General features: G+C 69.3%; 24 protein-coding genes. 11 read left to right on the top strand and 13 right to left on the bottom strand.

The annotated features are described in order from the left end of the window. Nucleotides 1-6 precede the first annotated feature (6 nt). The 5 genes from CGR01S_RS05440 to CGR01S_RS16125 all read left to right on the top strand — a co-directional run bounded on the left by CGR01S_RS05440 (nt 7) and on the right by CGR01S_RS16125 (nt 8,243). Entirely contained in the window at nt 7-696 is a 690-nt protein-coding gene (locus CGR01S_RS05440; RefSeq protein ID WP_042423322.1) for an ABC transporter ATP-binding protein, read from the top strand. Nucleotides 697-775: 79 nt separating this feature from the next. Next, nucleotides 776-1,519 (top strand): 23S rRNA (guanosine(2251)-2'-O)-methyltransferase RlmB, encoded by a 744-nt coding sequence (gene rlmB / locus CGR01S_RS05435; RefSeq protein ID WP_042423320.1) that lies wholly within the window; start codon nt 776-778, stop codon nt 1,517-1,519. 18 nt (nt 1,520-1,537) lie between these two features. Continuing rightward, a complete protein-coding gene (locus CGR01S_RS05430; protein ID WP_042423316.1) occupies nt 1,538-2,287 on the top strand; it encodes an SIR2 family NAD-dependent protein deacylase in 750 nt (249 codons plus the stop codon). 187 nt (nt 2,288-2,474) lie between these two features. Next, a complete protein-coding gene (locus CGR01S_RS16945) occupies nt 2,475-3,722 on the top strand; it encodes a Yip1 family protein (protein WP_042423313.1) in 1,248 nt (415 codons plus the stop codon). Nucleotides 3,723-3,890: 168 nt separating this feature from the next. After that, nucleotides 3,891-8,243 (top strand): PAS domain S-box protein, encoded by a 4,353-nt coding sequence (locus tag CGR01S_RS16125; protein WP_052382502.1) that lies wholly within the window; start codon nt 3,891-3,893, stop codon nt 8,241-8,243. Here CGR01S_RS16125 and CGR01S_RS05415 read toward each other — a convergent pair. From CGR01S_RS05415 to CGR01S_RS05400, 4 genes are all read right to left on the bottom strand, one after another. Then, on the bottom strand, nt 8,230-9,138 hold the full coding sequence (locus CGR01S_RS05415) for a diguanylate cyclase domain-containing protein (RefSeq protein ID WP_042423310.1): 909 nt from the start codon (nt 9,136-9,138) through the stop codon (nt 8,230-8,232). The genes CGR01S_RS16125 and CGR01S_RS05415 overlap by 14 nt on opposite strands. A 112-nt stretch (nt 9,139-9,250) precedes the next feature. Beyond that, the gene (locus CGR01S_RS05410) at nt 9,251-9,844 is read right to left on the bottom strand and encodes a chromate transporter (RefSeq protein ID WP_042423308.1); all 594 of its coding nucleotides are present in this window, start codon (nt 9,842-9,844) and stop codon (nt 9,251-9,253) included. Continuing rightward, entirely contained in the window at nt 9,841-10,437 is a 597-nt protein-coding gene (locus tag CGR01S_RS05405) for a chromate transporter (protein WP_042423305.1), read from the bottom strand. Before CGR01S_RS05405 ends, CGR01S_RS05410 begins: the two co-directional genes overlap by 4 nt. 127 nt (nt 10,438-10,564) lie before the next feature. Further along, nucleotides 10,565-10,849 carry a 7(1) septoil knot domain-containing protein gene (locus CGR01S_RS05400; RefSeq protein WP_042423302.1) on the bottom strand — a complete coding sequence of 95 codons (285 nt, stop codon included), beginning with the start codon at nt 10,847-10,849 and terminating at the stop codon, nt 10,565-10,567. 127 nt (nt 10,850-10,976) lie between these two features. Here CGR01S_RS05400 and chrA point away from each other — a divergent pair, with 127 nt between their 5' ends. The 3 genes from chrA (at nt 10,977) to CGR01S_RS05385 (ending at nt 14,639) form a co-directional block, all read left to right on the top strand. Beyond that, nucleotides 10,977-12,206: a chromate efflux transporter gene (gene chrA / locus CGR01S_RS05395; protein ID WP_042423299.1), complete on the top strand. Its 1,230-nt coding sequence runs from the start codon at nt 10,977-10,979 to the stop codon at nt 12,204-12,206. A gap of 432 nt (nt 12,207-12,638) precedes the next feature. After that, nucleotides 12,639-14,261, top strand: coding sequence for a sensor domain-containing diguanylate cyclase (locus CGR01S_RS05390; protein ID WP_042423296.1), 1,623 nt, complete (start codon nt 12,639-12,641; stop codon nt 14,259-14,261). Between the two features lie 102 nt (nt 14,262-14,363). Further along, nucleotides 14,364-14,639, top strand: coding sequence for a hypothetical protein (locus CGR01S_RS05385; protein WP_042423294.1), 276 nt, complete (start codon nt 14,364-14,366; stop codon nt 14,637-14,639). A gap of 94 nt (nt 14,640-14,733) precedes the next feature. On the opposite strand, the gene CGR01S_RS05380 is transcribed toward CGR01S_RS05385, so the two are convergent. The 4 genes from CGR01S_RS05380 to CGR01S_RS05365 all read right to left on the bottom strand — a co-directional run bounded on the left by CGR01S_RS05380 (nt 14,734) and on the right by CGR01S_RS05365 (nt 16,789). Then, nucleotides 14,734-15,432: an RES family NAD+ phosphorylase gene (locus CGR01S_RS05380; RefSeq protein WP_042423289.1), complete on the bottom strand. Its 699-nt coding sequence runs from the start codon at nt 15,430-15,432 to the stop codon at nt 14,734-14,736. Then, nucleotides 15,432-15,806, bottom strand: a complete 375-nt coding sequence (locus CGR01S_RS05375; protein WP_042423286.1) for an antitoxin Xre/MbcA/ParS toxin-binding domain-containing protein — start codon at nt 15,804-15,806, stop codon at nt 15,432-15,434. The genes CGR01S_RS05380 and CGR01S_RS05375 overlap by 1 nt, the downstream gene beginning before the upstream one ends. Before the next feature lie 276 nt (nt 15,807-16,082). Beyond that, nucleotides 16,083-16,433, bottom strand: a complete 351-nt coding sequence (rbp, locus tag CGR01S_RS05370) for an RNA-binding regulator (RefSeq protein WP_042423283.1) — start codon at nt 16,431-16,433, stop codon at nt 16,083-16,085. A 116-nt stretch (nt 16,434-16,549) separates the two neighbouring features. Next, the gene (locus tag CGR01S_RS05365) at nt 16,550-16,789 is read right to left on the bottom strand and encodes a hypothetical protein (protein ID WP_439644729.1); all 240 of its coding nucleotides are present in this window, start codon (nt 16,787-16,789) and stop codon (nt 16,550-16,552) included. A 402-nt stretch (nt 16,790-17,191) separates the two neighbouring features. Here CGR01S_RS05365 and CGR01S_RS05360 point away from each other — a divergent pair, with 402 nt between their 5' ends. Then, on the top strand, nt 17,192-18,226 hold the full coding sequence (locus tag CGR01S_RS05360) for a patatin-like phospholipase family protein (protein ID WP_042423525.1): 1,035 nt from the start codon (nt 17,192-17,194) through the stop codon (nt 18,224-18,226). A gap of 20 nt (nt 18,227-18,246) precedes the next feature. On the opposite strand, the gene CGR01S_RS05355 is transcribed toward CGR01S_RS05360, so the two are convergent. The 4 genes from CGR01S_RS05355 to CGR01S_RS05340 form a co-directional block, all read right to left on the bottom strand. Next, nucleotides 18,247-18,648 carry a GFA family protein gene (locus CGR01S_RS05355; protein ID WP_042423277.1) on the bottom strand — a complete coding sequence of 134 codons (402 nt, stop codon included), beginning with the start codon at nt 18,646-18,648 and terminating at the stop codon, nt 18,247-18,249. A gap of 32 nt (nt 18,649-18,680) precedes the next feature. Continuing rightward, nucleotides 18,681-19,328 (bottom strand): pyridoxamine 5'-phosphate oxidase, encoded by a 648-nt coding sequence (gene pdxH, locus CGR01S_RS05350; RefSeq protein WP_042423274.1) that lies wholly within the window; start codon nt 19,326-19,328, stop codon nt 18,681-18,683. Between the two features lie 41 nt (nt 19,329-19,369). Continuing rightward, on the bottom strand, nt 19,370-19,888 hold the full coding sequence (locus CGR01S_RS05345; protein WP_042423270.1) for a superoxide dismutase family protein: 519 nt from the start codon (nt 19,886-19,888) through the stop codon (nt 19,370-19,372). A 94-nt stretch (nt 19,889-19,982) separates the two neighbouring features. Then, on the bottom strand, nt 19,983-20,585 hold the full coding sequence (locus CGR01S_RS05340; protein WP_042423266.1) for a gamma-glutamylcyclotransferase: 603 nt from the start codon (nt 20,583-20,585) through the stop codon (nt 19,983-19,985). Between the two features lie 75 nt (nt 20,586-20,660). Between CGR01S_RS05340 and CGR01S_RS05335 the strand changes: the two genes are divergently transcribed. Together CGR01S_RS05335 and CGR01S_RS05330 are read left to right on the top strand one after the other, a co-directional pair. Beyond that, the gene (locus CGR01S_RS05335; RefSeq protein WP_042423261.1) at nt 20,661-21,161 is read left to right on the top strand and encodes an OmpA family protein; all 501 of its coding nucleotides are present in this window, start codon (nt 20,661-20,663) and stop codon (nt 21,159-21,161) included. Nucleotides 21,162-21,350: 189 nt separating this feature from the next. Beyond that, nucleotides 21,351-21,944 carry a lysophospholipid acyltransferase family protein gene (locus tag CGR01S_RS05330; protein WP_042423257.1) on the top strand — a complete coding sequence of 198 codons (594 nt, stop codon included), beginning with the start codon at nt 21,351-21,353 and terminating at the stop codon, nt 21,942-21,944. Nucleotides 21,945-22,152: 208 nt separating this feature from the next. Here CGR01S_RS05330 and CGR01S_RS05325 read toward each other — a convergent pair whose 3' ends face one another. Beyond that, entirely contained in the window at nt 22,153-22,602 is a 450-nt protein-coding gene (locus tag CGR01S_RS05325) for an Lrp/AsnC family transcriptional regulator (protein WP_042423253.1), read from the bottom strand. Between the last annotated feature and the right edge of the window lie 88 nt (nt 22,603-22,690).

Raw genomic sequence — 22,690 nt, 5'->3', positions numbered from 1 at the left:
CCTTTCATGTCTGATACCTCGCTGCCGCCCATCATCGCCGTGGACCATGTCTTCAAATCCGTGACCGATTCGACGGGCACGCTCGACATTCTGCGCGACATCGATTTCCGCCTGGCACCCAGGGAAACCGTGGCCATCGTGGGCGCCTCCGGCTCGGGCAAGAGCACGCTGCTGTCCATCATCGCCGGGCTGGACACGCCCACGCGCGGCACGGTGGTGCTCGGGGGGCAGGACCTGTTCGCCCTGGACGAGGACGCACGCGCCGCCCTGCGTGCGCAGAAGATTGGCTTCGTGTTCCAGAGCTTCCAGCTCATGGGCAACCTCACGGCGCTGGAGAACGTCATGCTGCCGCTGGAGCTGGCGGGCCAGCGCGATGCGCGCGCGCGCGCCGCCGACATGCTCCTGCGCGTGGGCCTGGGCCAGCGCCTGGGGCATTACCCCAAGCTGCTGTCGGGCGGCGAGCAGCAGCGCGTGGCCCTGGCGCGTGCCTTCGTCGTGCAGCCCGCCGTGCTGCTGGCCGACGAACCCACGGGCAGCCTGGACTATGCGACGGGCGAGACCATCATGGAGCTGATGTTCGCGCTCAACCGCGAGCAGGGCACCACGCTGGTGCTGGTCACGCACGACCGCGCCATTGCCCAGCGCTGCCAGCGGCGCATCACCATCGAGGCGGGGCACATTGCAAATAATGAGTGATTTTGGCCTCTAGGCCAATGAATGCAAGCGCTAGTAGCTATGAAAAACAGAGCAAATGGGCGCAACGGATAATCACGCGATGTCCAGTCCCAAAGTCCTGTTCGGCTTTCACGCCGTGGGGGTGCGCCTCAAGACCGCGCCGCAATCCATCATCGAGATCTACTACGAGCCCACGCGCCGCGACCAGCGCATGCGCCAGTTCCTGGAGCGCGCCAAAGAAGCGGGCGTGCGCCTCATCGAGGCCGACGGCCTGCGCATCGCCAAGCTCTCGGGCAGCCATGGCCACCAGGGCGTGGCCGCGCGCGTGCACCCCGTGGAGCAGGCGGCCTCGCTGGACGACCTGCTCGACCGGCTGGAGGCCGAGGGCCAGGCGCCGCTGCTGCTCGTGCTCGACGGCGTGACCGACCCGCACAACCTGGGCGCCTGCCTGCGCGTGGCCGACGGCGCGGGCGCGCACGCCGTGATCGCCCCCAAGGACCATGCCTGCGGCATCAACGCCACCGTGGCCAAGGTCGCCAGCGGCGCCGCCGAGACCGTGCCCTACTTCATGGTCACCAACCTGGCGCGCACCCTGGGCGAACTCAAGGAGCGCAACATCTGGGTCATAGGCACCAGCGACGACGCCCCGCGCACCCTCTACCAGGCCGACCTCAAGGGCCCCGTGGCCCTGGTGCTGGGCGCCGAAGGGCCGGGCATGCGCCAGCTCACGCGCAAGACCTGCGATGAGCTCGTGGGCATCCCCATGCAGGGCGCGGTCGAGAGCCTGAACGTCTCCGTCGCCAGCGGCGTGTGCCTGTACGAGGCGCTGCGCCAGCGCCAGTGACGCGGGGCGCGCCCTGGCATGACGCCTGACGCCCCGCTGCTGGAGACGGTGCGCCAGTGGCTGGCCGCCGCCCGCCAGGTGGCCGTGCTCACGGGCGCGGGCGTGAGCGCCGAATCGGGCGTGCCCACCTTCCGCGATGCGCAGACCGGGTTCTGGGCGCGCTACCGCCCCGAGGACATGGCCACGGAGCAGGGCTTTCGCGCCCAGCCCGCGCTGGTCTGGCGCTGGTACCAGCACCGGCGCGCGATGCTGCAGGGCGTGCAGCCCAACGCCGGCCACCACGCCCTGGCCGCCTATGCACGGCAGCACCCGGGGCGCCTCACGCTCATCACCCAGAACGTCGATGGCCTGCACCAGCGCGCCGGCAGCCCCGGCGTGCTGTGCCTGCACGGCGACCTGATGGCCGACCGCTTCCTCGACCCGCCGCGGCCCTGCTGCCACCCCGACACCGTGGAGGCGGGCGAGCCGCCCCATTGCCCGCGCTGCGGCAACCTGCTGCGGCCTGGCGTGGTGTGGTTTGGCGAGGCCCTGCCTCTGCCCGTGCTCGATGCGGCGCAGCAGGCCGCACGCACCTGCCAACTGATGCTGGTGGTGGGCACGGCGGGGGCGGTCTACCCGGCGGCCGGCCTGGCGCACCTGGCGCGCGCCGGCGGGGCGCGGGTGGCCATCGTCAACCCCCAGGCGAGCGAACTCGACGGCGTGGCCCATGCCGTACTGCGCGGCACGGCCGCCGCCGTGCTGCCGCTGCTGCTCGCCCCGGCAGCCTGAACGGGGCCGGCAAAGCGGCGGGGACGGCCCCGCGGCGGCACAATCAACGCGCGAAAGCGTGACTTTTGCGGCAGAACGCCGCGCCAGGCCTGCGGCACGCGGGTGCTGTGGGGCACCATCCGTGCTCCACTCGGCGCCTGCGCATTGAGCGCCCCCCAACCCCCTACGAAAAAAGGAGTCATGGTTCATGCAAACCCCATCGCTTGATGCACGCCAGCGCAAGGCCCTCGTGCAGCGCTTGACCGACATACTGCTGCGCCCGCGCGAGACCTGGATGCAGATCGACGCGGAAGACGGCAGTCCGGCGTCCATCTACAGGGACTACCTGGTGTTCCTCGCCGCCATTCCGGCCGTGGCCGGCTTCATCGGCTACAGCCTGATCGGTGTCGGGGCCTTTGGCATTTCCGTGCGCGTGCCGGTGGTGCAAGGCCTGGTCAGCATGGTGGTGGGCTATGTGCTGTCGCTGGCCATGGTGTACGTGCTGGCCCTGATCGCCAACATGCTGGCCCCGCGCTTTGCCGGCCATGCGGACATGGGCAGCGCCTTCAAGCTCGTGGCCTACGCCAGCACGGCGGGCATGCTGGGCGGGGTGTTCAGCCTGCTGCCCTCGCTGGCCATGCTGGGCCTGGTCGCCGCCCTGTACTCGGTGTATCTGATTTACACCGGCATTCCCGTGCTGATGAAGGCCCCGCAGGAGAAGGCCGTGGGCTACACGGCGGCCCTGGTGGTCTGCGGCATTCTGGCGGGCCTGCTGGTGGGCCTGGCCACTTCGCTGGTCACGCCGGGTGCGCGCGGCCTGGGCGGCGGCGTCGCCGGCCTGGGCGGCGCGGACGCGGTGAGCGTCAAGCTGCCGGGCACCGACATCCAGATCGACACCAGCCGTCTGGAGCAGGCCACGCGCAAGATGGAGCAGGCCCAGGCCCAGGATGACAGCCAGGCGGCCCTGCAGGCGGCCACCGAGGCCCTGGGCACGGCGCTGGGCGGCCAGGGCGGCGCTGCCCTGACACCGCAGCAATTGCGCGGCGCCATTCCCGAGCGCTTTGCGGGCTTGCCGCGCACCAGCGTGGAGGCGCGTTCCGACAGTGCCATGGGCATGCAGTTCACCCACGCCAGCGCGCAGTATGAGCAGGACGGCAAGGAAGTGGAGATCCAGATCCAGGACATCGGTGCCGCCCCCGCCCTGCGCCTGACCATGGCCGCCTGGGCGCAATCCACGGCGGAAAGCGAAAACGCCGACGAGGTCGAGCGCATCTACCGGCAAGGCGATGTCGCCGTCAAGGAGACCTACCGCAAGGACGGCAGCAGCGCCGAGCTCGCCCTGCTGCTGCCCAACGGCGTGATGGTGCAGGCGCACGGCACGCTGGGCATCGAGGCGCTCAAGCGCCACCTGCACGCCCTGGGCCAGCAGGTGGCCGGGCTGCGCCGCGCGTCCTGAGCACCGGGCCCTTGCGCTAGCTCAAACAGGCGCTGCATCGCCCCGGCTGCGGGCCTTTTGCCGGTTGACGCCCCCGGCGGCGGCTGCCAATACTCGTGCGCAGCATGACGCCGCACGCTGCATCGCGCCCCCCTTGTGGCGCAGCCGCAGGGCGCCAATGGAGGTGCCATGGAGCGATCGCACGCAACGCTGGAGCGGGCCCTGCAGCAACTGCAGCAGGAGAACGCCACCCTGCGCAGCGTACTGGCCGCCAAGGACCAAGCCCTGCAGCAGGCCCAGGCCACGCTCGAACACAGCGCGGCCTACAACAAGCGGGTGTACCAGGACTCGCCCGTGCCCATCGTCATCATCGACCCGGCCATAGGCATCGTCGATTGCAACCAGGCGGCCGTGCGCATCTACGGCTTCGAGAGCCGCGCCCAGGTGCTGGGCCGCATGCCGCTGGATTTTTCCGCCCCCACGCAGTACGACGGCACCGACACGCAGACGGCGGGCGAGGAGATCACGCGCTCCATCGTCGAGCACGGCATCGCCAACTTCCTGTGGCGCGCGCGCCGGGCCAATGGCGAGATCTTCGACGCCGAGGTCAACCTCATGGCCTTCGACTGCGGCGGTCGCATCCTGCTGCGCTTCACGGTGGACGATGTCTCGGACAAGCGCCGCGCGCGCCTGGAGATCGAGCGCCAGCAGGCGGAGATCCGCAAGCTCCTGGAGGAGCAGCAGGTCATCTTCGACAACGCGCCCAACGGCATGTGCTTCACGGCGGACGGCATCATCCTGCGGGTCAACCGGCGCCTGTGCCACAGCATGGGCCTGGCCGCCGCCGACCTGGTCGGCCAGCCCGTGGCGCAGCGCATGTTCCGCGACGGCGCCAGCTACCAGGCCTTCGCGGCCACCGTGGCCCCTTTGCTGAGCGCGGGCCGGCAGGTGCACATCGAGTGGGACTTCGCGCGCGCCGACGGCTCGGTGTTCGAGGCCATGGTGTCGGGCCAGGGCATCAACATCCCGGGTTTCGAGCGCTCGGCGGTCTGGGTGTACGAGGACATTGCCGAGCGCAAGAAGCTCGAGCGCGAGCGCCAGGAGAACGAGGCCCGGCTGCGCCGCATCCTGGAGAACAGCCCCGTGGGGGTGATCATCGGCACCGAGGACGGGCAGATCGTCTTCGCCAACCGCCAGCACGGCGAGATTCTCGGCGTGCACCCCGAGGACATTGCCACGCACCCGGCCAGCAAGTCCTGGCGCAACCCGGCGGACCGGGAGGCCTTCATGGAGCGCCTGCGCCGCGAAGGCGCCGTCAAGGGCTACCAGGCCGACTTCGTGCGCACCGACGGCACGCCGGTCACCTTGCTGCTGTCCTCCATCCTGCTGGACTTTTCCGATGGCCGCTACCTGGTGTCCTGGCTGTACGACATCACCGAACGCCAGCAGGCCGAGCAACTCGTCGCGCGCAGCGAGGAGCGCCTGGCCCTGGCGCTGCGCGGCGCCAATCTGGGCATGTACGACTGCACCATCGACGACCGGCACGAGATCGTGGACGTGGCGGTCAACGACATCTGGGCCGCGATGCTGGGCTACGACAAGCAAAGCCTGCTGGCGGGCCATCCGAGCCACATGGCGTGCTGGGAGTCCTTGCTCCACCCCGACGATGCTCCGCAGGTCTTCGCGCGCCTGCAGCGCTTCCTGCGCAACGAGGCGCCGGACTACACCGCCACCTTCCGCATGCGCTGCGCCGACGGCAGCTGGCGCTGGATCCTGGACATCGGCCACGCCGCCCTGCGCGGCAGCGACGGCTGCCCGCGCCGCCTGGTGGGCATCAACCAGGACATCACCGAGCAAAAGGCGGCCGAGGCCAGCCTGCGTGCCAGCGAAACCCACAACCGCCACCTGCTGGCCGAGCAGCAGATGATTTTCGACAACGCGCCCAACGGCATCATCTACACCGCCGACGGCGTCATCCTGCGGGTCAACCAGCGCATCGTCGAGTACCTGGGCTACCGCGCCGACGAGCTCATCGGCCAGCCGGGCAGCGTCATCTACCCCTCGCCCGAGCACTACGCGCGCTTCGGCGCCCTGGTGGGGCCGATGCTGGCCGCGGGCCGCGATGTGAACGTGGAATGGGACTTTGCCCGCAAGGACGGCGGCACCTTCGTCGCCCAGGTATCGGGCCGGGCCATCCACTCCACGCAGCACCAGCACGTGACCATCTGGGTGTTCGAGGACATTGCCGAGCGCAAGGCCGCCGAACGCGCCATGGCGCAGGCCCGGCGCGCGGCCGAGGAAGCCGCCCAGGCCAAGAGCGACTTCCTGGCCAACATGAGCCACGAGATCCGCACGCCGATGAACGCCATCATCGGCATGGCGCACCTGGCGCTGCAGACCGCGCTGGACGCGCGCCAGCGCAACTACGTGGAGAAGGTGCACCGCTCGGCCGTGGGGCTGCTGGGCATCATCAACGACATCCTCGACTTCTCCAAGATCGAGGCGGGCAAGCTGGTGATCGAGCAGACCCCCTTCCAGCTCGGCGAGGTGCTGGAGAACCTCTCCAGCCTGATCGGCCTGCGCTGCGAGGACAAGAACCTGGAGCTGCTGTTCTGCGTGCCGGAGGGCATTCCCACCGCGCTGCTGGGCGACCCGCTGCGCCTGGGCCAGGTGCTGGTGAACCTGGGGAACAACGCGGTCAAGTTCACCGAGCGCGGAGAAATCGTCATCGGCGTGGAGGAGAGCGCGCGCAGCGCCTCGCACGTCGAGCTGCATTTCTGGGTGCGCGACACCGGCATCGGCATGACCGCGTCGCAGTGCGCACGCCTGTTCGAGCCTTTCACCCAGGCCGACAGCTCGACCACGCGCCGCTATGGCGGCACCGGACTGGGCCTGGCGATCTCGGCCGCCCTGGTCGAGCGCATGGGGGGCCAGATCTGGGTGCAAAGCGAGGCCGGCGTGGGCTCGGAGTTCCATTTCACCGTGCGCCTGGGCCTGCAAGCCCAGGAAGAGGGCGCGCGTCCGTTCCCGCCCGAGCGCCTGCGGGGCATGCGCGTGCTGGTCGTGGACGACAACGACAGCGCGCGCGAAATCACCGCGGACCTGGCCCGCAGCCTGGGCCTGCAGGCCGATACCGCCGCCACGGGGCATGCGGCCCTGGCATGCGTGGCCCAGGCCGAGGAGTCCCGCCAGCCCTATGACCTGGTGCTCATCGACTGGAAGATGCCCGGGCTGGACGGCATAGAGACCCTGCGCCTGCTGCATGCGCGCAATCTGCTGAAGGCGCCCGCGAGCATCATGGTCACCGCCTTCGGCCGGGAGGAGGCGCTGGATGCGGCCGGGCGCCAGGGCGTGGTCCTGCAATCCGTGCTCACCAAGCCGATCCTGTCGAGCCAGTTGCTCGGCGCCATTGCCGCGGCCATGAACGGCCCCGGCGGCGCCCACAGCCCGGCCCATGGCCCCGCCACCGGCACGCAGGAAGGCCGGCAGGCCATGCCCCGGCTCGAGGGCGTGCGCTTGCTGCTGGTCGAGGACAACGAACTCAACCAGGAGCTGGCCATGGAGCTGCTGCGCCGCGCCGGCGCGCAGGTGCACCTGGCCACCAACGGCCTGCAGGCCTTGACCCTGCTGCAAGAGCGGCCGCAGGACTTCGACGCCGTGCTCATGGACTGCCAGATGCCCGTGATGGATGGCTACGAGGCCACGCGCCGCATCCGCGCGCATCCCGGGCTGGGGGCCCTGCCCATCATCGCCATGTCGGCCAACGCCATGGCGGGGGACCGCGAGCGCGCCCTGGCCATGGGCATGAACGACTACATCGTCAAGCCGCTGGACGTGGGCTTGATGTTCAGCACCATCGCCCGCTGGGTGGGCGCGGGCCGTGGGGCGGCAAACGCGCCCGCTGCCGGCGCGGGCAGCGCCCCGCCCGCAGCAGTGCAGGAATGGCCGCAGGCGCCCGGAATCGACCTGGACGCAGGCCTGGCCACGGCCATGCACGACGCCGGGCTCTACCGCTCCCTGCTGGGGCGCTTCCTGGCGGGGCAGCGGGACTTTGCCGCCGCCTTCCGCGCGAGCCAGGGCGCGGCCGACGCCACAGCGCCCGAGCGGCTCGCGCACACCCTCAAGTCCGTGGCAGGGAGCATAGGCGCGCGCGCCGTGCAGGCCGCCGCGGCCGGGCTGGAGCGCGCCTGCCGCGAGCAGGCCCCCGCGGCGCAGATCGACGCGGCGCTACAGCAGGTGCAGGCGGCGCTGGCGCCGGTGATCGAATCCCTGAGCGCATGGCAGGGCCACGAGGCGCAGGCACCCGCCCAGCCCGTACCGGGGGCGGCGCCGCCGGCGGACGTGGCGGCCTTCGCCGCGCAGCTCCAGGCCTTGCTGGCCGACGGTGACAGCGGCTGCCTGGACCTGCTGGCGGCGCACCCCGGCCTGCTGGGCCAGGCCTGCCCGGAACACCACACGGCCATTGCCGCGGCCATGGAGGGGTTTGACTTCGAGGCCGCGCTCGGCCTGGTGCGCCAGAGCGCGGCGCTCAGCGGGTCTTGAGCATGAAGCGGTTGCGCCCGCCGCTCTTGGCCTCGTAGAGCGCGGCGTCGGCCAGGTCGACCAGCGCCTGCGGCGCCTCGCCGCACCGGGGTACCACGGTGGCCACGCCCAGGCTGATGGTGACGAGGGGGTGCGTGTCCGAGCGCGCGTGCTCCAGCATGCGCTCGAGCACGCCCTGGCGCATCTGCTCGGCCAGGGTGGTCGCACCGGCGCTCGGGGTGGCGGGCAGCACGCAGGCGAACTCCTCGCCGCCGCAGCGCGCAACGAGGTCCGAGGGCCGTGTCACGCAGGCCGCCAGGGTGCGGGCCACCTCGGCCAGGCACTGGTCCCCGCCGGGGTGGCCGTAGTGGTCGTTGTAGGCCTTGAAGTGGTCGATGTCGATGGCGATCAGCGAAATGGGCTGCTGCTCGCGCTGGGCGCGGCTCCATTCGACGCCGAGATAGTCGTCCAGCCGCCGCCGGTTGCTGATGCCGGTGAGGTGGTCCTGCGTGGTCAGCCGCTCGAGCATGTCGCGCGTGCGCTTGAGCTCGATGTGGTTGCGCACCCGCGCCTGCACGATGGAGGGGCGGATGGGCTTGACGATGTAGTCGATCGCCCCCAGCGAGAGGCCCATGGCCTCGTCCTGCTCCTCGTCGCGCGAGGACAGGAACAGCACCGGGATGGCCGCGGTCTGCGGGTCGCGCTTGAGCGCGGTGCACACCTCGTAGCCGTCCATGTCCGGCATCATCACGTCCAGCAGGATCAGGTCGGGCTGCGGCGCGGCCAGGGCCAGTTCCAGGGCCCGCTTGCCGTTCAAGGCCACCTTGACCTTGTACTGCGCTTTCAGGGCGGCGGAGAGAATGTGCAGGTTTTCGGCACAGTCGTCCACCGCGAGAATCGTTGCCTGTCCATCCATCGGCTTGTCTCCCGCGCCATTGGTGACTGATGGCGTGTGGAGCGCAGCATACGGCCCGCACCCGGCCCTGGGTGCCAAATGCGCGGTTTTCTGCGCTAGATCAAGCGCGCCGTCACACCCAGCCGAGCATGCCCAGCACGGCGCCCAGGCCCAGCAGCCACAGCAGGTGCAGGCGCGTGCGCCACACCAGCACGGCCACGGCGGCGGAGAGCAGCCACAGGCGGGCGTCGGTGGCGGGGTTGCCCTGGGCGCGGCCCAGCACCCAGGTGGCCGCCAGCAGCAGGCCGATGACCACCGGCGCCATGCCCTGCTTGAAGGCGCGCACCGCACGGCGCTCGCGGTTGCGGTGCGCCCAGCGCGTGGCCAGCCAGGTCAGCGTGGTGCTGGGCAGCATGATGCCCACCATGCACACCAGCGCGCCCAGCAGGCCCCAGGCCCAGCCCGCCGGGCCCGGGCCGCCCGCATTGGTGCCCACATGCCAGCCCAGCAGCGCGATGAACAGCACATTCGGCCCGGGGGCCGCCTGGGCGATGGCAATGCTGGCGTTGAACTGCGGGTCGGTGAGCCAGCCCTGCTGGTCCACGAGGTAGCGGTGCATGTCCGGCGCGGTGGCAATGGCGCCGCCCACGGCCAGCAGCGAGATCGACAGGTAGTACAGGAACAGGTGCAGCCAGTCCAGCGGCTGCAGCGCGATGGCGTGCGTCATGGCGCCAGCCTGCGCCAGGTGAATACGCAGGCCGCGCCGCCCAGCACCAGCAGCACGGCGTACAGAGGCGCGCGCCACCAGGCCACGGCCGCCAGCGTGGCCAGGGCCAGCACGGTGCACCACCAGGGCCCCAGCACATGGGTGCGCAGCGCCGCCGCCAGCTTGAGCGCCATGCCGCCGATCAGCCCCGCAGCCACGGCGCCCATGCCGCGCAAGGCGCCTGCCATGGCCGGGTGCGCGGCCCAGTGCGTGTAGGCCAGCGTTGCCGCCAGCGCCAGCAGCATGGGCAGCGCCAGCATGCCCGCCAGCGCCGCCAGGGCGCCGCGCAGGCCGAAATAGCGGTCGCCGATCATGAGCGAGAGGTTGACCACGTTGGGCCCCGGCATCACCTGCGCCACGGCCCAGTCCTCCAGGAACTCCGCATTCGTCATCCAGCGCTTTTTCTCGACCAGCTCACGCTGCACGATGGCCACCACGCCGCCAAAGCCCTGCAGCGCCAACCAGGTGAAGGACCAGAACAGATCGGCCGGCCCCTGGGGGCGGGGCGGGCCGTCCGCAGGATCGGGGCAGGGAAGGGGGGTGGGGGTGGACATTTTTTGAAAGAAAAAGGCCTCTAGGGCTTATGGAGAAAGCGCAAGAAGCTCCTGAAAATATAGCAAATGCGGGTGGCCGCAGCGCGCTGCGGCCCGGCCCGCCGGGGCGCGCGCAAGGCGGCTGCGCTCACCCCAACTGGCCGCGCAGCTTGTGGTTTGCCGTGCGCCAGCCGGCCTGCTCGGCGTACTTGACCTTGTGGACCTTGAGGTCGGCCTGCGACTCGTACTTCACCCACTGCAGCTTGAAGCTCGCCTGCTGCTCGTACTGCACGAAGTGCCAGAGCGCATCGCCCTGGGCCTGGGAGGCGTAGGGCACCTCGTGCCAGCACAGGTCGGCCTGGCTCTCGTAGGGCACCTCGAACACCTTGGCGTCGGCCTGGCTTTCGTAGCGGGTTTCGAGGATTCTGGCCATGACTGCAATTCCTGGGGGTGGTGAACGGGCGCCTGCTGCGGCAGCAGTGGCAGCGGCGATTGTAGAAGGCGCTGCCTGCGCGGCGTGCGCCGCTATGGCACAGTGCACGGGTTTGCCTGCCGCCCCCATGCACCCTGTGTCCGCCGCCCCCCGCTCCGCCACCCCCTGGTGCCAGGTGCTGGCGGTCTTCCTGCGCCTGGGCCTGACCTCGTTCGGCGGGCCGGTGGCGCACCTGGGCTACTTCCGTGCGGAATTCGTGCAGCGGCGCCGCTGGCTCAGCGAGCACAGCTATGCCGACCTGGTGGCGCTGTGCCAGTTCCTGCCCGGCCCGGCCAGCAGCCAGGTGGGCCTGGCACTGGGGCTGATGCGCGCGGGCTGGGGCGGCGCGCTGGCCGCGTGGCTGGGCTTCACGTTGCCCTCGGCGCTGGCCCTGGCCTTGCTGGGGCTGGGGTTTTCGTCGGCGGCGGCAGGCGGCTGGTTCGACGCCGGCCTGGCCCGGGGCCTGAAGATCGTGGCGGTGGCCGTGGTGGCCCAGGCGGTGTGGGGCATGGCGCGCAGCCTGTGCGCCACGCCCGGCCGTGCGGCGCTGATGGCGGCGGCCTGCGCGCTCACGCTGTGGCAGCCCGGCGTGGCCGGGCAGTTGGCCGCCATGGGCGGCGCAGCCCTGCTCGGCAAGTGGGCCTGGGGGCGGCGCGGCCCCGGCGCGGCCAGCAGCCCGCCCGAGGACTGGCACCTGCCCCCGGGGCTCACGGCACGCACCGGCGGCGTGCTGCTGGGGCTGTGCGCCGCCTTGCTGGCCGTGCTGCCCCTGGTGCTGCTGGCCTGGCCGGGCAGGGTGCTGGCGGCGTTCGACGCCTTCTACCGCGCGGGCGCGCTGGTGTTCGGCGGCGGGCATGTGGTGCTGCCGCTGCTGCAATCGGCCGTGGTGGCGCCGGGCTGGGTCCCGGCCGACGCCTTTCTCGCCGGGTACGGCGCGGCGCAGGCGGTGCCGGGGCCGCTGTTCACCTTTGCGGCCTTTCTGGGCGCGGCCATGGCGCCGGGCTGGGCGGGCGCCGGCCTGGCCCTGGTGTGCCTGCTGGCCATCTTCCTGCCGGCCGCCCTGCTGGTGGCGGGCGCCTTGCCGCTGTGGGCGCGCCTGCGCCAGCGGCCCGGGGCGCGCGGCGTGCTGGCGGGGGTGAACGCCGCCGTCGTCGGCCTGCTGCTGGCCGCACTCATCGACCCGGTGGGCCGCAGCGCCCTGCACAGCCCCGCCGACGCGGCCCTCGCCCTGGCCGCGTTTGCGGCGCTGGTGTGGGGGCGCGTGCCGCCCTGGGCGGTGGTGCTGGCCTGCGGGGCCGCCGGGGCATGGTGGGGCTGACTCGGGCGGCTCCCGTTCGCGGCGCCGCGACGCAATCACTCCTAAATTGATAGCTGGTAGCGCTTTACTGGAAAGCGCTGGAGGCGGATTTTATTCGTGATCACGGCATGGGCGTGGCCCCGGCAGGTGTACCTGAAGGCCCATAAGCTGACGGACCAGCTGGTTTGTGCGCGCGCCTCGCTCATCAAGACTGCCGAGCCTTTGATGGGCTCATCGTGACGGTTGGGGGTAAGGGTGGCGCTCTGAGGGGCGATGCTGTGGTGTGAGTGAGTCAGCGGCGAGGGAGGGGCTGCTGGCTTGTACATCTTCGCTGCCCCAAACCACCGATGCCGGGGGGCTCATATGCCCGAAACCCGTGCCATACTTAATTTGTGTGGTTGGTTTTCCTTTCCTTTGGATATATCTGCCCCCCCTTTTTTGCGACAGCCCTGCATGCCCACCACCCCGACGCCGTCCGCAAAACTGCTGCAACTGCTGCCCGAGGCGGTGGTGCAAACCGATGCGCTGTGGCAGATCACTTATCTGAATCCGGCGTGGCAGAAGCTCACCGGCCATTCGGTGGAGGCGGCGCTCGGCAGGTCCCTGCTTGAATTCGTGCATCCCGACGACATCGGCACCATGCGCTCGGGCATGCCGGTGTTTCGGATGCAGTTTGCCGATGCGGACTACCGCTGGGTGCGGCTGGAGCTTCACCCAGAGACGGATGCAGCGGAGCGGGTGATCAGCCGCCAGGGTGTGCTGATCGAGATCACCGAGGTCACCGAGCAGGTGCTGGTGGAGATTCGCCAGCGCTTTCTGCGCTTGCTGGAGACCATCGATGGCGTGGTGTGGGAAGCCGAAATCGGCGTGGGCAATACCTTCCTGAGCCCGCAGGTGGAACGCTTGTTCGGTTACTCCGTGGAAGAGTGGCGGGCTGACCCGGGCTTTTGGCGGGCGCATGTGCATCCCGATGATCTGGAGCAGGCCCTGCTGATCGACGATGCCGCCTACAACGCCACGCACAGCCATGCCTACGAGATGAGTTACAGGCTGATTGCCAAGTCCGGCAAGGTGGTGTGGGTGCGTGACCTGTGCCGCGCGGTGGTCGAGCCGGGGCGGCCGAACCGCATGATCGGCCTGATGATCGACGTCACCCAGCAGAAGAACACCGAACTGGAGCTGTTGCGCTCCGAAAACCGTTATTCGCTGGCCACGCGCGGATCCAACGACGGCATCTGGTGTTGGGACTTGCGCACCGACGCCCTGCATGTGTCCGGGCGTTTTCACCAGATCGTCGGGCTGGGCAGCTCCGATCTTGTGCATGACGGAGGCTGGCGCTTTCTGGAGCGGCTCATCGATCCCGAGGATCGCGCTCGCGTGCAGGCGGCCTACCGCAGGCACCTGGCGGGGCTCAGCCCGAACTTTTCGGTGGATTTCCGCGCGCTCCACGGAGCAGGGCGGCTGGTGTGGGTCAATTGGCGCGGGCTCGCCGAGTTCGAGGACGGCGTTCCCGTGCGCATGGCGGGGTCGCTCAGCGATCTGGCAGAGCGTGGCAGTTCCTACGATGCGCTGACCAACTTGCCGGGCCGGCCGTTGTTCCGCGATCGCCTGGCGCAACTCATCGCGCTGCAGCAGAACGAGGCGGCGAACGATGATGGCGTGCCTGCGCGCGCTGGAGCCACGATGTTCGCCGTGCTGCTGCTGGATCTCAACGGGTTCAAGGCCGTCAATGACAGCTACGGGCACCATGTGGGCGACCTGCTGTTGCAGCTGGTGGCGCGGCGGCTCGAATCCTGCGTGCGGGCGGTGGATCTGGTCGCCCGCATGAGTGGCGACGAGTTCAATGTGCTGTTGGAGTCCATTGATCCCGCGGAAGCCCGCCAACGCGCCCAGCAGATTGGCGCCGCCCTCGCAGCGCCTTATGTGATCGGCGAACACACCGTGATCAGCGGCGCGAGTATTGGATTGGTCAGCAGCGCATCCCGGCTGGCGACGGTGGACGATTACCTGCGCGCCGCAGACGCCGCCATGTACCGGGCCAAAAGTCAGTCATTGGGCGTGTGCGTGTTTCAGTAAGCAGCGCAACTCCGACCCACCGGCCTTCACGATTCCCGGTGCGATTCCATCGCCATCACCGGTTCGCCAGGCCCCTTTGAAACCCAGGCTTTGGGAGCATTCATGAAACCAGCAGTAAAAGCGGCCGTGATAACGAGCGCCATCTTTGTCGCAGCCATCGCCCTCAATCCATCGGCAGAACGGCACCGCAGCCAGATCAAGGAATCGATTGCGGAGCGCAGTCCATTGGCGGGGCTTTTGGGTGTCGGGGCATTGACCGCTTTTGTCAGCAACTACCACTCGCTGGGGGTGGCGTCTTACACCAGAGTCCAAGACAAGACCGTCTCCGTCGGCTTTTTGGGCATGGTGTTCGTACTCGACTCTGACAAGGATCGTTGAGCCTTGGTTGTTGGTGCCGGTTGGCGTCGGCATGGTCAGGCCCCGCTTGCGGGCTCCGCGCGTGCCCAGTGGGCGCTTGTCTGCATCCCACCCATCAAAAATCAAACCGCACCCGCCCGTTCGACAACGTGACCCGGTCGCGTGTCGTGTGGCAATGCCATTGCTCGTACCGCCCTTCCGGGGTCAGCATGGTCAGGCTGTGGGGGTCGAAGACGGCGGCACACGCATACCCTGGGGCGCGGACCGAGGCGTAGCGGATCCACGCCACGTCGCCCGCCTCGCGTACCAGGGCGCCAAGTTTCTGGGTTTCGGTGTAGTCGCTGGGGTGCTGCCAGTGTGCTTCGGCCTGGGACCAGGGGGGGGATTGCAGGTCGATGGCGCGGCCTTGCACGGCGGCTTCGTACAGGGAGTGGTCGGTAAGCAGGTGCTGGGTGATGAGGCCTGCGCTGTCGAGCAGAAAGCGCTGGCGCCAGTAGGCGATTTCGGCACAGGCGCAGTAGGGGTCGTCTGCGCCGTACCAGATGCCGGGCATGTGCGCGCTGCGAAAGCGCGAGCCCGTGGGCGGCAGGTAGCGAAAGGGCGCCGCCAGCAGGTAGTGGATACCCTGCGCCTCGGGGGGCAGGGGCGGCTTGCTGGCGTCCAGCATTTGCTCCAGCAGGTCTTGCTCGGCGGCGGTGTCCACCAGGCGCATGGTGGCGGCGATGTGCTGTGTTTCGACCATGCGAAACGCGTGCATGGCCAGGGGCTGGGTGTGCTCTTGCACCCAGCCGGGGTTCCACACCGTGGCGGCCATCAGGCGGCAGCCCGCATGCCGTCCAGGTAGGCCAGGGCGTTGACCAGGCCGGTGGGGTTTTCGATGAGTGCGGCGGGTGTGCCGTTGAGCGCCTTGTTGTGGCTGCGCAGCCAGTCGTGCCGCTTTTGTGCGTCGGAGCCGACCAGCGGATCGAGCGAGCGGAACAGGCGCACCACCAGCAGGGCCAGTTGGCCTTCCTTCGATTCCGGGGCGATGCCGCGCGCACCGCCGGCAATGCGGCTGATGGTGGGCTCGCTCAGGCCAATCACACGCGCCAGGGCGGCGTTGGAGAGGCGCAGCTCCTGGGCGGCACGGATGGTTGCCTTGCCCAGCACCATGGCTTTGTCCGGGGCGGGGGCCACATGGGGTTGCATGAGGGGCTCCTGTGCTTCTTCAGAAAGAATATAGCATCAACGCTTAATAATTGCATGATGTTTTTCGCTGGAGATGCGGGCAAGCCTGCGGCGCGGGCTGTGGGCGCTGGTGGCGCCCTCGTCGGCCAATATTTGAGGCTATTTTTGGCCTCCAGCGCTTTACCAATAAGCGCAAACAGCTATCGTATTGATAGCAATAAGGCTTTGCCAACCCATGGATGCGGAGCGAAAAAAAACCGGCTCCTCAGAGCCGGTTCTTCATGGACGCTACTGGATTCAGTAACGGCCGCCGCCGAAGCCGCCGGAGCCGTAGCCCACATCCGAGCGCTTGTTGCCGCCATAGCCGTTGGCGCTGTAGCCACCCGAGCCACGGTTGTCTTCACGGGGACGGGCCAGGTTCACGACGATGGCGCGGCCATCGACCGACACGCCGTTCAGGCCGCTGATGGCAGCCTGGGCTTCTGCGGCGCTGCTCATTTCCACAAAGCCAAAGCCTTTGGAGCGGCCGGTGTCGCGGTCCATCATGACCTTGGCGGAGGCCACGCCGCCAAATTCGGCGAAGTTGCTTTCCAGGCTGGAATCGGTCACGGAGTAGGGCAGGTTGCCCACGTAGATTTTGCTGCTCATGAAAGAGCCTTTCTGAAATATGGTGCGCAATGAAGGGTGCACCGTTGGGGTCCGGGCGTGCGGGTCGGGGGGGCCGCCGCGAGGGGATGGGATGAAGGGGAGCCGGGCTGACCGGGTCAGCACACGGGAGGGTGCGTCATGCTCGTCTGCAGCCAGCCCTGGGTGATGGCAAAGAGCCGGGCGGCTTCGCGCGAGGCAAAGGCTTTGTCGAAGCGGAACACGCGGCAGTAGCTGCCGTTGCCCTGGGAGCGATGGACCGAGAAGGAGGCGCGAAAGCGGCCGCAGTCGGTCGGGTGTGTCGCGGGCGAAACGACGTAGCGGCCCATGGATATGGCGGTCTGTGAAATGGGGGACATTCAGGATCGCGGGCTTTGAGATCGGCCTGCGGGAGCATCAAGGGACGCAGTGGGCTGCAGCTCTACAGATCCACTGGGCGACAAAGATCGCAAAAGGCGTCCTGCGGGGAGAGGCTGGCGCCCCTGGGCAGGCAGTTGCAATGACTGCAACAGCGCAAATTATAACTCAATTTGATTTGAGTGCAATTTAATATTCTTGCAAGTTTTAAAAAGGCGTGACCGACCCCGTGAACGGCGCCGTGGGCCCTGCGGGCGGGGCCGCCGCGGGTTCGCCGGGCCGCCGGTGCAGCAGAAAACCGGGGGACAGCGCGCAGGTCGTGGAATCTTGCGCTGTGCACCGACACCAACAGGCCGTTACCCGCCGCTAAACTTCAGGCCCCCATGACTGTTCCATCCCCCTGCATTCGCCTTGGCGTCCTGCCGCGCACTCTGGCCTGCCTTTGGGTCGCCACCCTGGCCGCCTGCGGCAGCACACCGCCGAGCGCGCCCGCTGCTGCCCCGGAGCCGGCGGCCGGCACCACCTCTGCACCCCCCATCAAGATCGGCGTCGCCCTCGGCGGCGGCGCGGCCAAGGGGTTTGCGCACATTGGCGTCATCAAGATGCTGGAGGCCAATGGCTTTGCGCCCGCCGTGGTGGCGGGCACCAGCGCGGGCAGTGTGGTGGGGGCGCTGTATGCCAGCGGCATGAATGCGTTCGAGCTGCAGGAAAAGGCCGTGGCGCTGGACGAAGCCAGGATCCGCGACCTGCAGTTTTCTTCCGGTGGGCTGGTGCTGGGCCAGAAGCTGGAGGACTACGTGAACGAGCAGGTGCACCGCAAGCCGCTGGAGCAGCTCGCCAAGCCCTTCGTGGCGGTGGCCACGCGGCTGGAGGACGGCGAGCGCACCGTGTTCGCGCGCGGCAACACGGGGCAGGCGGTGCGGGCGTCGAGCAGCGTGCCCGGCGTGTTCCAGCCGGTCACCATCGGCAAGTACCACTTCGTGGACGGCGGCATCGTGAGCCCGGTGCCGGTGGACGCGGCGCGGCAACTGGGCGCCGACGTGGTGGTGGCGGTGGACATCTCCAGCAAGGCGCGCGGCCAGGCGCCCAGCCACATGCTGGGCGCGCTGAACCAGTCCATCGCCATCATGGGCCAGAAGCTGGGGCAGGCCGAACTGGCGCGGGCCGACGTCATCATCCGCCCGCAGGTGCTGGACATGGGCCCGGCGGACTTCACCCAGCGTGCCAGCGCCATCGTCGAGGGTGAAAAAGCCGCCCTGGCCGCGATGCCGCAACTGCGCGAGCGCGTGGCCCGGCTGCAGGCCGAGCGCGCCCAGGCCACGCGCCTGGCGCAGCAGAAGGCGGCCGAGGCCGAGCACCAGGCCTGCCTGGAAAGCCGCTCGCGCCTGCAGAAGCTGGCGGGCACGGTGGGGCTGGATAGCTCCTGCGAACGGCCCTGAGCGCGCCGGTCAGAACACGGTCAGAGGTGGCTGCAGAAGGCCGGGGCGCTGTCCCAGCGGTCGTGCATGCCGTCCACATGCACGACGGCCAGCTTTGAGAGGTCCTCTTCCGACAGTCCTTCCAGGCAGCCGATGTTGACGCCGTACATCATGCCGATGGGCGTCTCGGTGCCGATGCCGAAGGGGCGCACGCCGCAGTGGCGACAGAAGTAATGCTGGTTCTTGCGGCTGTTGAACAGGTACTGGGTCAGCTCCTGCTCGCCCGCCAGCAGCCGCAAGCCGCCTGCGCGCGCTACGGCGGGCCAGAAGCGTGTGCGCCGGCAGATGGAGCAGTTGCAGCGGTAGGTGGGTTGGGCAAGGTCGGGGTCGGCCTCGAAGCGCACTGCGCCGCAATGGCAGGAGCCTTGGTAGGTTTGCAGCATGGCCGGGCCTCAAGCGTGGCGGGGGAAGGGGCTCAAGGCGCCAGGCGCTCGCGCACCCAGGCGCCGCCTTCCTGCCGGTAGCGCAGGCGGTCGTGCAGGCGGCTCTTGCGGCCTTGCCAGAACTCCCACTGGTCGGGCACCAGGCGGTAGCCGCCCCAGTGCGGCGGGCGCGGCGGCTTGAGCATGAACTGCGCGCCGTACCGGGCGGCGTTGGCCACCAGCACGCTGCGCCCGGCGATCACCTGGCTTTGCGGGCTGGCCCAGGCGCCGATGCGCGAGTCCAGCGGGCGGCTGTGGAAGTACTCGTCGCTCTCGGCGTCGCTGACCTTCTCCACCAGGCCCTCGATGCGCACCACGCGCTCGAGCTCCACCCAGTGGAACTGCAGCGCCGCATAGGGGTTGCCCGCCAGTTGGCGACCCTTGCGGCTCTCGTAATTGGTGTACCAGACGATGCCGCGCGCGTCGTAGCCCTTGATGAGCACCACGCGCGTGCTCGGGCGCAGGTCGCTGCCCACGGTGGCCACGGTCATGGCGTTGGGCTCGGGCACCTGGGCGGCCAGGGCCTCCTTGAGCCACTGGTCGAATTGCTGCATGGGGTCGGCATGCGAGGCGTCTTCGTTGAGTTCGGCGCGCTCGTAGCTCTTGCGCAGGTCGGCGATGGAAGTGGAAGGGCTGCTCATGCCCTCTATTCTGCCCGGCGGCCACCGGGCAGGCGGTGGCGTCAATCCTTGCGGATGACGGCGCAGGCCAGGCGCGGGCCGGCATTGCCGGTGGGCTGGGTGGTGTAGTCGTCGGGGTCGCGGTGCACGATCAGGCCCCGGCCCACGATGTCGTTGCTGCCGCTGTCCAGGCGGATGCTGCGCGACGTGAAGCTGAACTGCGCCACGCCCTGGGCATCGGCCCGGAGGGGCGGCAGGTCGCCCGTGTGGTGCATGCCTGCACCATGGCGGCCGTGCGCATGGCCGCCGGGGTTGAAGTGGCCGCCCGTGCTCATGCCGTCGCCGCTGGAGCAGTCACCTTTTTCATGGATGTGGAAGCCGTGCTCGGCGCCGGGCTTGAGGCCGCTGATCTGGCCGCTGACCTGCACTACCTCGCCCGTCTGGACAAAGCGCACCGTGCCCGCCACGGCATTGCCGCGCGTGGGCTCCAGTGCGGCGCGCGCCGAGGGGCCGGACGAGAAGGCCGAGCAGCCCGCCAGGGCGAGAGCGGCGACGGCGAACAGGGGGTAGTGCAGTTTCATGGCAGAAATTCCTTGATGCGGGTTAAGAAGCACCGCACTCTAAGGGCCGCCCGCCCCCGCGGGCCCGATACGGAATGGCGGACGCGGTACTAAGTCACGCCCGGGCCGCTTCAGGCGCGGTGCGCTGGAGCAGCCGCCCCAGCGCGCGGTCGTCGATGCCGACCTGGCGCAGGCCGTGGTAGGTGTCCTGCGCGTAGTCGTGCGTGCTGCCATAGCGGCCGCGGGCCTGGGCGAAGATGCGGCGGTACTCCTCGTCGGCCAGCGTGCCCGTGAAATGCGGGCTGCGGCGCGAGAGCGTGAACGCCAGGGCCTGCACCGGGCCTTGCGGTGTCTGGCAGGTGAGCCAGCGCGGGTCGTACACGGCCACCGGCATCTCGCGCAGCCACAGCGTCTGCAGCACGGCATGGGCCTGGCGCTCGCGCACGCGAAACACCATGCCCTGGCAACTGCCGCCCGAGAGCATGGCAAACACCAGGCCGGGCCGCTCGGTCGTGCCGCGGTTGACGTGGCTCCACATCTTGAGCGCGCGGTGCCAGCCATGCACGCGGGCCGGCCGGCGCTCGGCGTGCTCGAAGTCGGGCCGCCAGATGAGCGAGGCGTAGCCAAAAATCCATACGTCGCCGCGCCCGCCCCAGTGCTGCAGGGTGCGTTCCAGGAGCGGGGCAGGGTCGCGGGTGGAGGGGGAAAAGGCGGGCATGGCGGCGTGACGGGGCAATTTACAATGGGCGGTTCAAGTGCGCTCTCCCCCTCATTTTTTCACGGAGTTTCCAAGATGTCGTTCAGCAGTTCCGATGATGACAGCCAGCAGCGCTTTGCCCTGGGCCTGGTGTTCGCCTTGATTGCGCTGGTGGTGGCCAGCGTGGTGGGCACGGTGGTGGTCCAGCGCGGCATGGGCGGCGCCAAGGCGCCTGCGGCGGCCACAGCGGCCGCAACGGACGATGGCGCCAGCGTGCGCGTGGAAAACGGCGTGGTCAAGTTCTATTTCGCCACCGGCAAGGCCGACCTGGCCGCGGGCGCCAACGAGGCCCTGGCCGACATCGTCCAGGGCGTGGCCGCAGGGCAGAAGGCCGTGGTCTCGGGCTTTCACGACGCCACGGGCGACGCCGCGCTGAACGCCGAGTTGGCCAAGAACCGCGCGCTGGCCGTGCGCGACGCCCTCCAGGCCCTGGGCGTGGCCGAAGACCGCATCGAACTGAAGAAGCCCGAAGCCACCCAGGGCAGCGGCAGCAACGCCGAGGCGCGCCGCGTCGAGGTGGTGCTCGCAGGCGTCTGAGCCCCAGGCGCTCCCAGCAACTGGCTGGCGGAGCACCCACCGCCCACAGCGCCGCAAGGGCTTGCCCTGCGGCGCTTTGCTTTGGGGCAGGCGCAGTCCCAGCCGGGCGGGGTGGCGCTGCTACACTCGCGCCCGTTTGTTGCAAGAAGTATCAAGACCGCCCTTGGTGCATGCACAGCCTGAGTCTCCATGCGCCACCGCACCATTTTTGATACGCCCATCGTCAACACCCTGCTGCGCGGCCTGTCGCTGGCCTTGCTCAAGCTCGGCGGCTGGAAGGTGGAGGGCGCGCTGCCTCCGCAGGCGGCCAAGAGCGTGCTGATTGCTGCGCCGCACACCAGCAACTGGGACTTGCCCTACACCCTGATGCTGGCCTTTGCCCTGCGCCTGCGCGTGTACTGGATGGGCAAGCAGAGCATCTTCCGGGCGCCGTTCGGCGGGTTGATGCGCTGGCTGGGGGGGATTCCGGTCAACCGCAGCCAGAGCAGCAACCTGGTCGCGAGCTCAGCCCAGGCCATGCGCGCGGCCGAGGGCCCCATGCAGCTCATCATCCCGCCCGAAGGCACGCGCGGGCGCACGCGGCACTGGAAAACGGGCTTTTACTTCATCGCCCAGCAGGCGGGCGTGCCCATCGTGCTGGCGTTCGTGGACTTCGGGCGCAAGGTCGGCGGCCTGGGCCCGCTGTTCCAGCCCACGGGCGACGTGGAGGCCGACATGGCCCGCATCAAGGCGTTTTATGCCCCCATCCAGGGCAAGAATGCGGACCAGTTTGATGTTGAATGAAATTGGCTTCCAGCGCTTATTGAGAAAGCGTCAGTAGCTATAAAAAATAGAGCGATCACCGGGCGATGCACGGCGTCTGAAATGGGCGCATCCCAGCCCAGCGGCCCCCGCGCAAGGGCCGCTCCGCCGCGCCGGGGGTGTCCCCCTGCCCGCAGCGCGCAGCGCTGCGAGAGCGGGGGGAAGGCGCGCAGCGCCACAGGGGGGTGTGTTACCCAATCCCCCGCCGGTCGATCTTGCGGCTGAGCACGATGCTGGTCTGCGTGCGGTGCACGCCGTCGGTCTGGCCGATCTGGTCGAGCAGGGCGTCCAGGCGCTCGTGGCTGGGGCAGCGCACAAAGGCCAGGTAGTCAAACGGCCCGCTCACGGCCGACACCTCCTCCACCTCGGGCATGGCGGCCAGGGCGCGCAGCACCTGCGGCGCGGACTGCGGCAGCACGCTCAGGCTGCACCAGGCGCGCACGGTGGCCTGGTCCATGCGCGTGCCCAGGCGCACGCCATAGCCCGCCACCACGCCCGCACGCTCCAGCCGGGCGATGCGCGCGACCACGGTGGTGCGCGCCAGGCCCAGGCGCCGCGCCAGGGTGGCGGTGCTCTCGCGGGCATTGGCCTGCAGCAGGCTCAGGAGCTGGCGGTCGGTCTCGTCCAGGGTGGGGTGCATGCTGTGTCGGTGCTTTTCGACGGAATGACGAATATTAAAGCGGTATTCGTCGCATTGCACGCTACACATTGACAGCACCCGCGCCTAG

It is taken from the genome of Comamonas granuli NBRC 101663 (genome assembly GCF_000739995.1).
GTDB classification, from domain to species: Bacteria; Pseudomonadota; Gammaproteobacteria; order Burkholderiales; family Burkholderiaceae_C; genus Simplicispira; species Simplicispira granuli.
Note: the sequence above shows the minus strand (reverse complement) of the source record. Positions and strands in the feature narration are given on the sequence as shown.

Bases quoted from the DNA above. Each gene is read 5' to 3' on its own strand.
- CGR01S_RS05410 (WP_042423308.1), bottom strand. From the start codon at position 9,844: ATGACGCACGCCATCGCGCTGCAGCCGCTGGACTGGCTGCACCTGTTC.
- rbp (WP_042423283.1), bottom strand. From the start codon at position 16,433: ATGAGCAGCAAAATCTACGTGGGCAACCTGCCCTACTCCGTGACCGAT.
- CGR01S_RS05380 (WP_042423289.1), bottom strand. From the start codon at position 15,432: ATGGCCGCCACGGTGTGGAACCCCGGCTGGGTGCAAGAGCACACCCAG.
- CGR01S_RS05400 (WP_042423302.1), bottom strand. From the start codon at position 10,849: ATGGCCAGAATCCTCGAAACCCGCTACGAAAGCCAGGCCGACGCCAAG.
- CGR01S_RS05385 (WP_042423294.1), top strand. From the start codon at position 14,364: ATGAAACCAGCAGTAAAAGCGGCCGTGATAACGAGCGCCATCTTTGTC.
- CGR01S_RS05440 (WP_042423322.1), top strand. From the start codon at position 7: ATGTCTGATACCTCGCTGCCGCCCATCATCGCCGTGGACCATGTCTTC.
- CGR01S_RS05415 (WP_042423310.1), bottom strand. From the start codon at position 9,138: ATGGATGGACAGGCAACGATTCTCGCGGTGGACGACTGTGCCGAAAAC.
- chrA (WP_042423299.1), top strand. From the start codon at position 10,977: ATGCACCCTGTGTCCGCCGCCCCCCGCTCCGCCACCCCCTGGTGCCAG.
- CGR01S_RS05375 (WP_042423286.1), bottom strand. From the start codon at position 15,806: ATGCAACCCCATGTGGCCCCCGCCCCGGACAAAGCCATGGTGCTGGGC.
- CGR01S_RS05325 (WP_042423253.1), bottom strand. From the start codon at position 22,602: ATGCACCCCACCCTGGACGAGACCGACCGCCAGCTCCTGAGCCTGCTG.
- rlmB (WP_042423320.1), top strand. From the start codon at position 776: ATGTCCAGTCCCAAAGTCCTGTTCGGCTTTCACGCCGTGGGGGTGCGC.
- CGR01S_RS05345 (WP_042423270.1), bottom strand. From the start codon at position 19,888: ATGAAACTGCACTACCCCCTGTTCGCCGTCGCCGCTCTCGCCCTGGCG.
- CGR01S_RS05340 (WP_042423266.1), bottom strand. From the start codon at position 20,585: ATGCCCGCCTTTTCCCCCTCCACCCGCGACCCTGCCCCGCTCCTGGAA.
- CGR01S_RS05365 (WP_439644729.1), bottom strand. From the start codon at position 16,789: ATGTCCCCCATTTCACAGACCGCCATATCCATGGGCCGCTACGTCGTT.
- CGR01S_RS05330 (WP_042423257.1), top strand. From the start codon at position 21,351: ATGCGCCACCGCACCATTTTTGATACGCCCATCGTCAACACCCTGCTG.
- CGR01S_RS05405 (WP_042423305.1), bottom strand. From the start codon at position 10,437: ATGTCCACCCCCACCCCCCTTCCCTGCCCCGATCCTGCGGACGGCCCG.
- pdxH (WP_042423274.1), bottom strand. From the start codon at position 19,328: ATGAGCAGCCCTTCCACTTCCATCGCCGACCTGCGCAAGAGCTACGAG.
- CGR01S_RS05335 (WP_042423261.1), top strand. From the start codon at position 20,661: ATGTCGTTCAGCAGTTCCGATGATGACAGCCAGCAGCGCTTTGCCCTG.
- CGR01S_RS16945 (WP_042423313.1), top strand. From the start codon at position 2,475: ATGCAAACCCCATCGCTTGATGCACGCCAGCGCAAGGCCCTCGTGCAG.
- CGR01S_RS05430 (WP_042423316.1), top strand. From the start codon at position 1,538: ATGACGCCTGACGCCCCGCTGCTGGAGACGGTGCGCCAGTGGCTGGCC.
- CGR01S_RS05390 (WP_042423296.1), top strand. From the start codon at position 12,639: ATGCCCACCACCCCGACGCCGTCCGCAAAACTGCTGCAACTGCTGCCC.
- CGR01S_RS16125 (WP_052382502.1), top strand. From the start codon at position 3,891: ATGGAGCGATCGCACGCAACGCTGGAGCGGGCCCTGCAGCAACTGCAG.
- CGR01S_RS05355 (WP_042423277.1), bottom strand. From the start codon at position 18,648: ATGCTGCAAACCTACCAAGGCTCCTGCCATTGCGGCGCAGTGCGCTTC.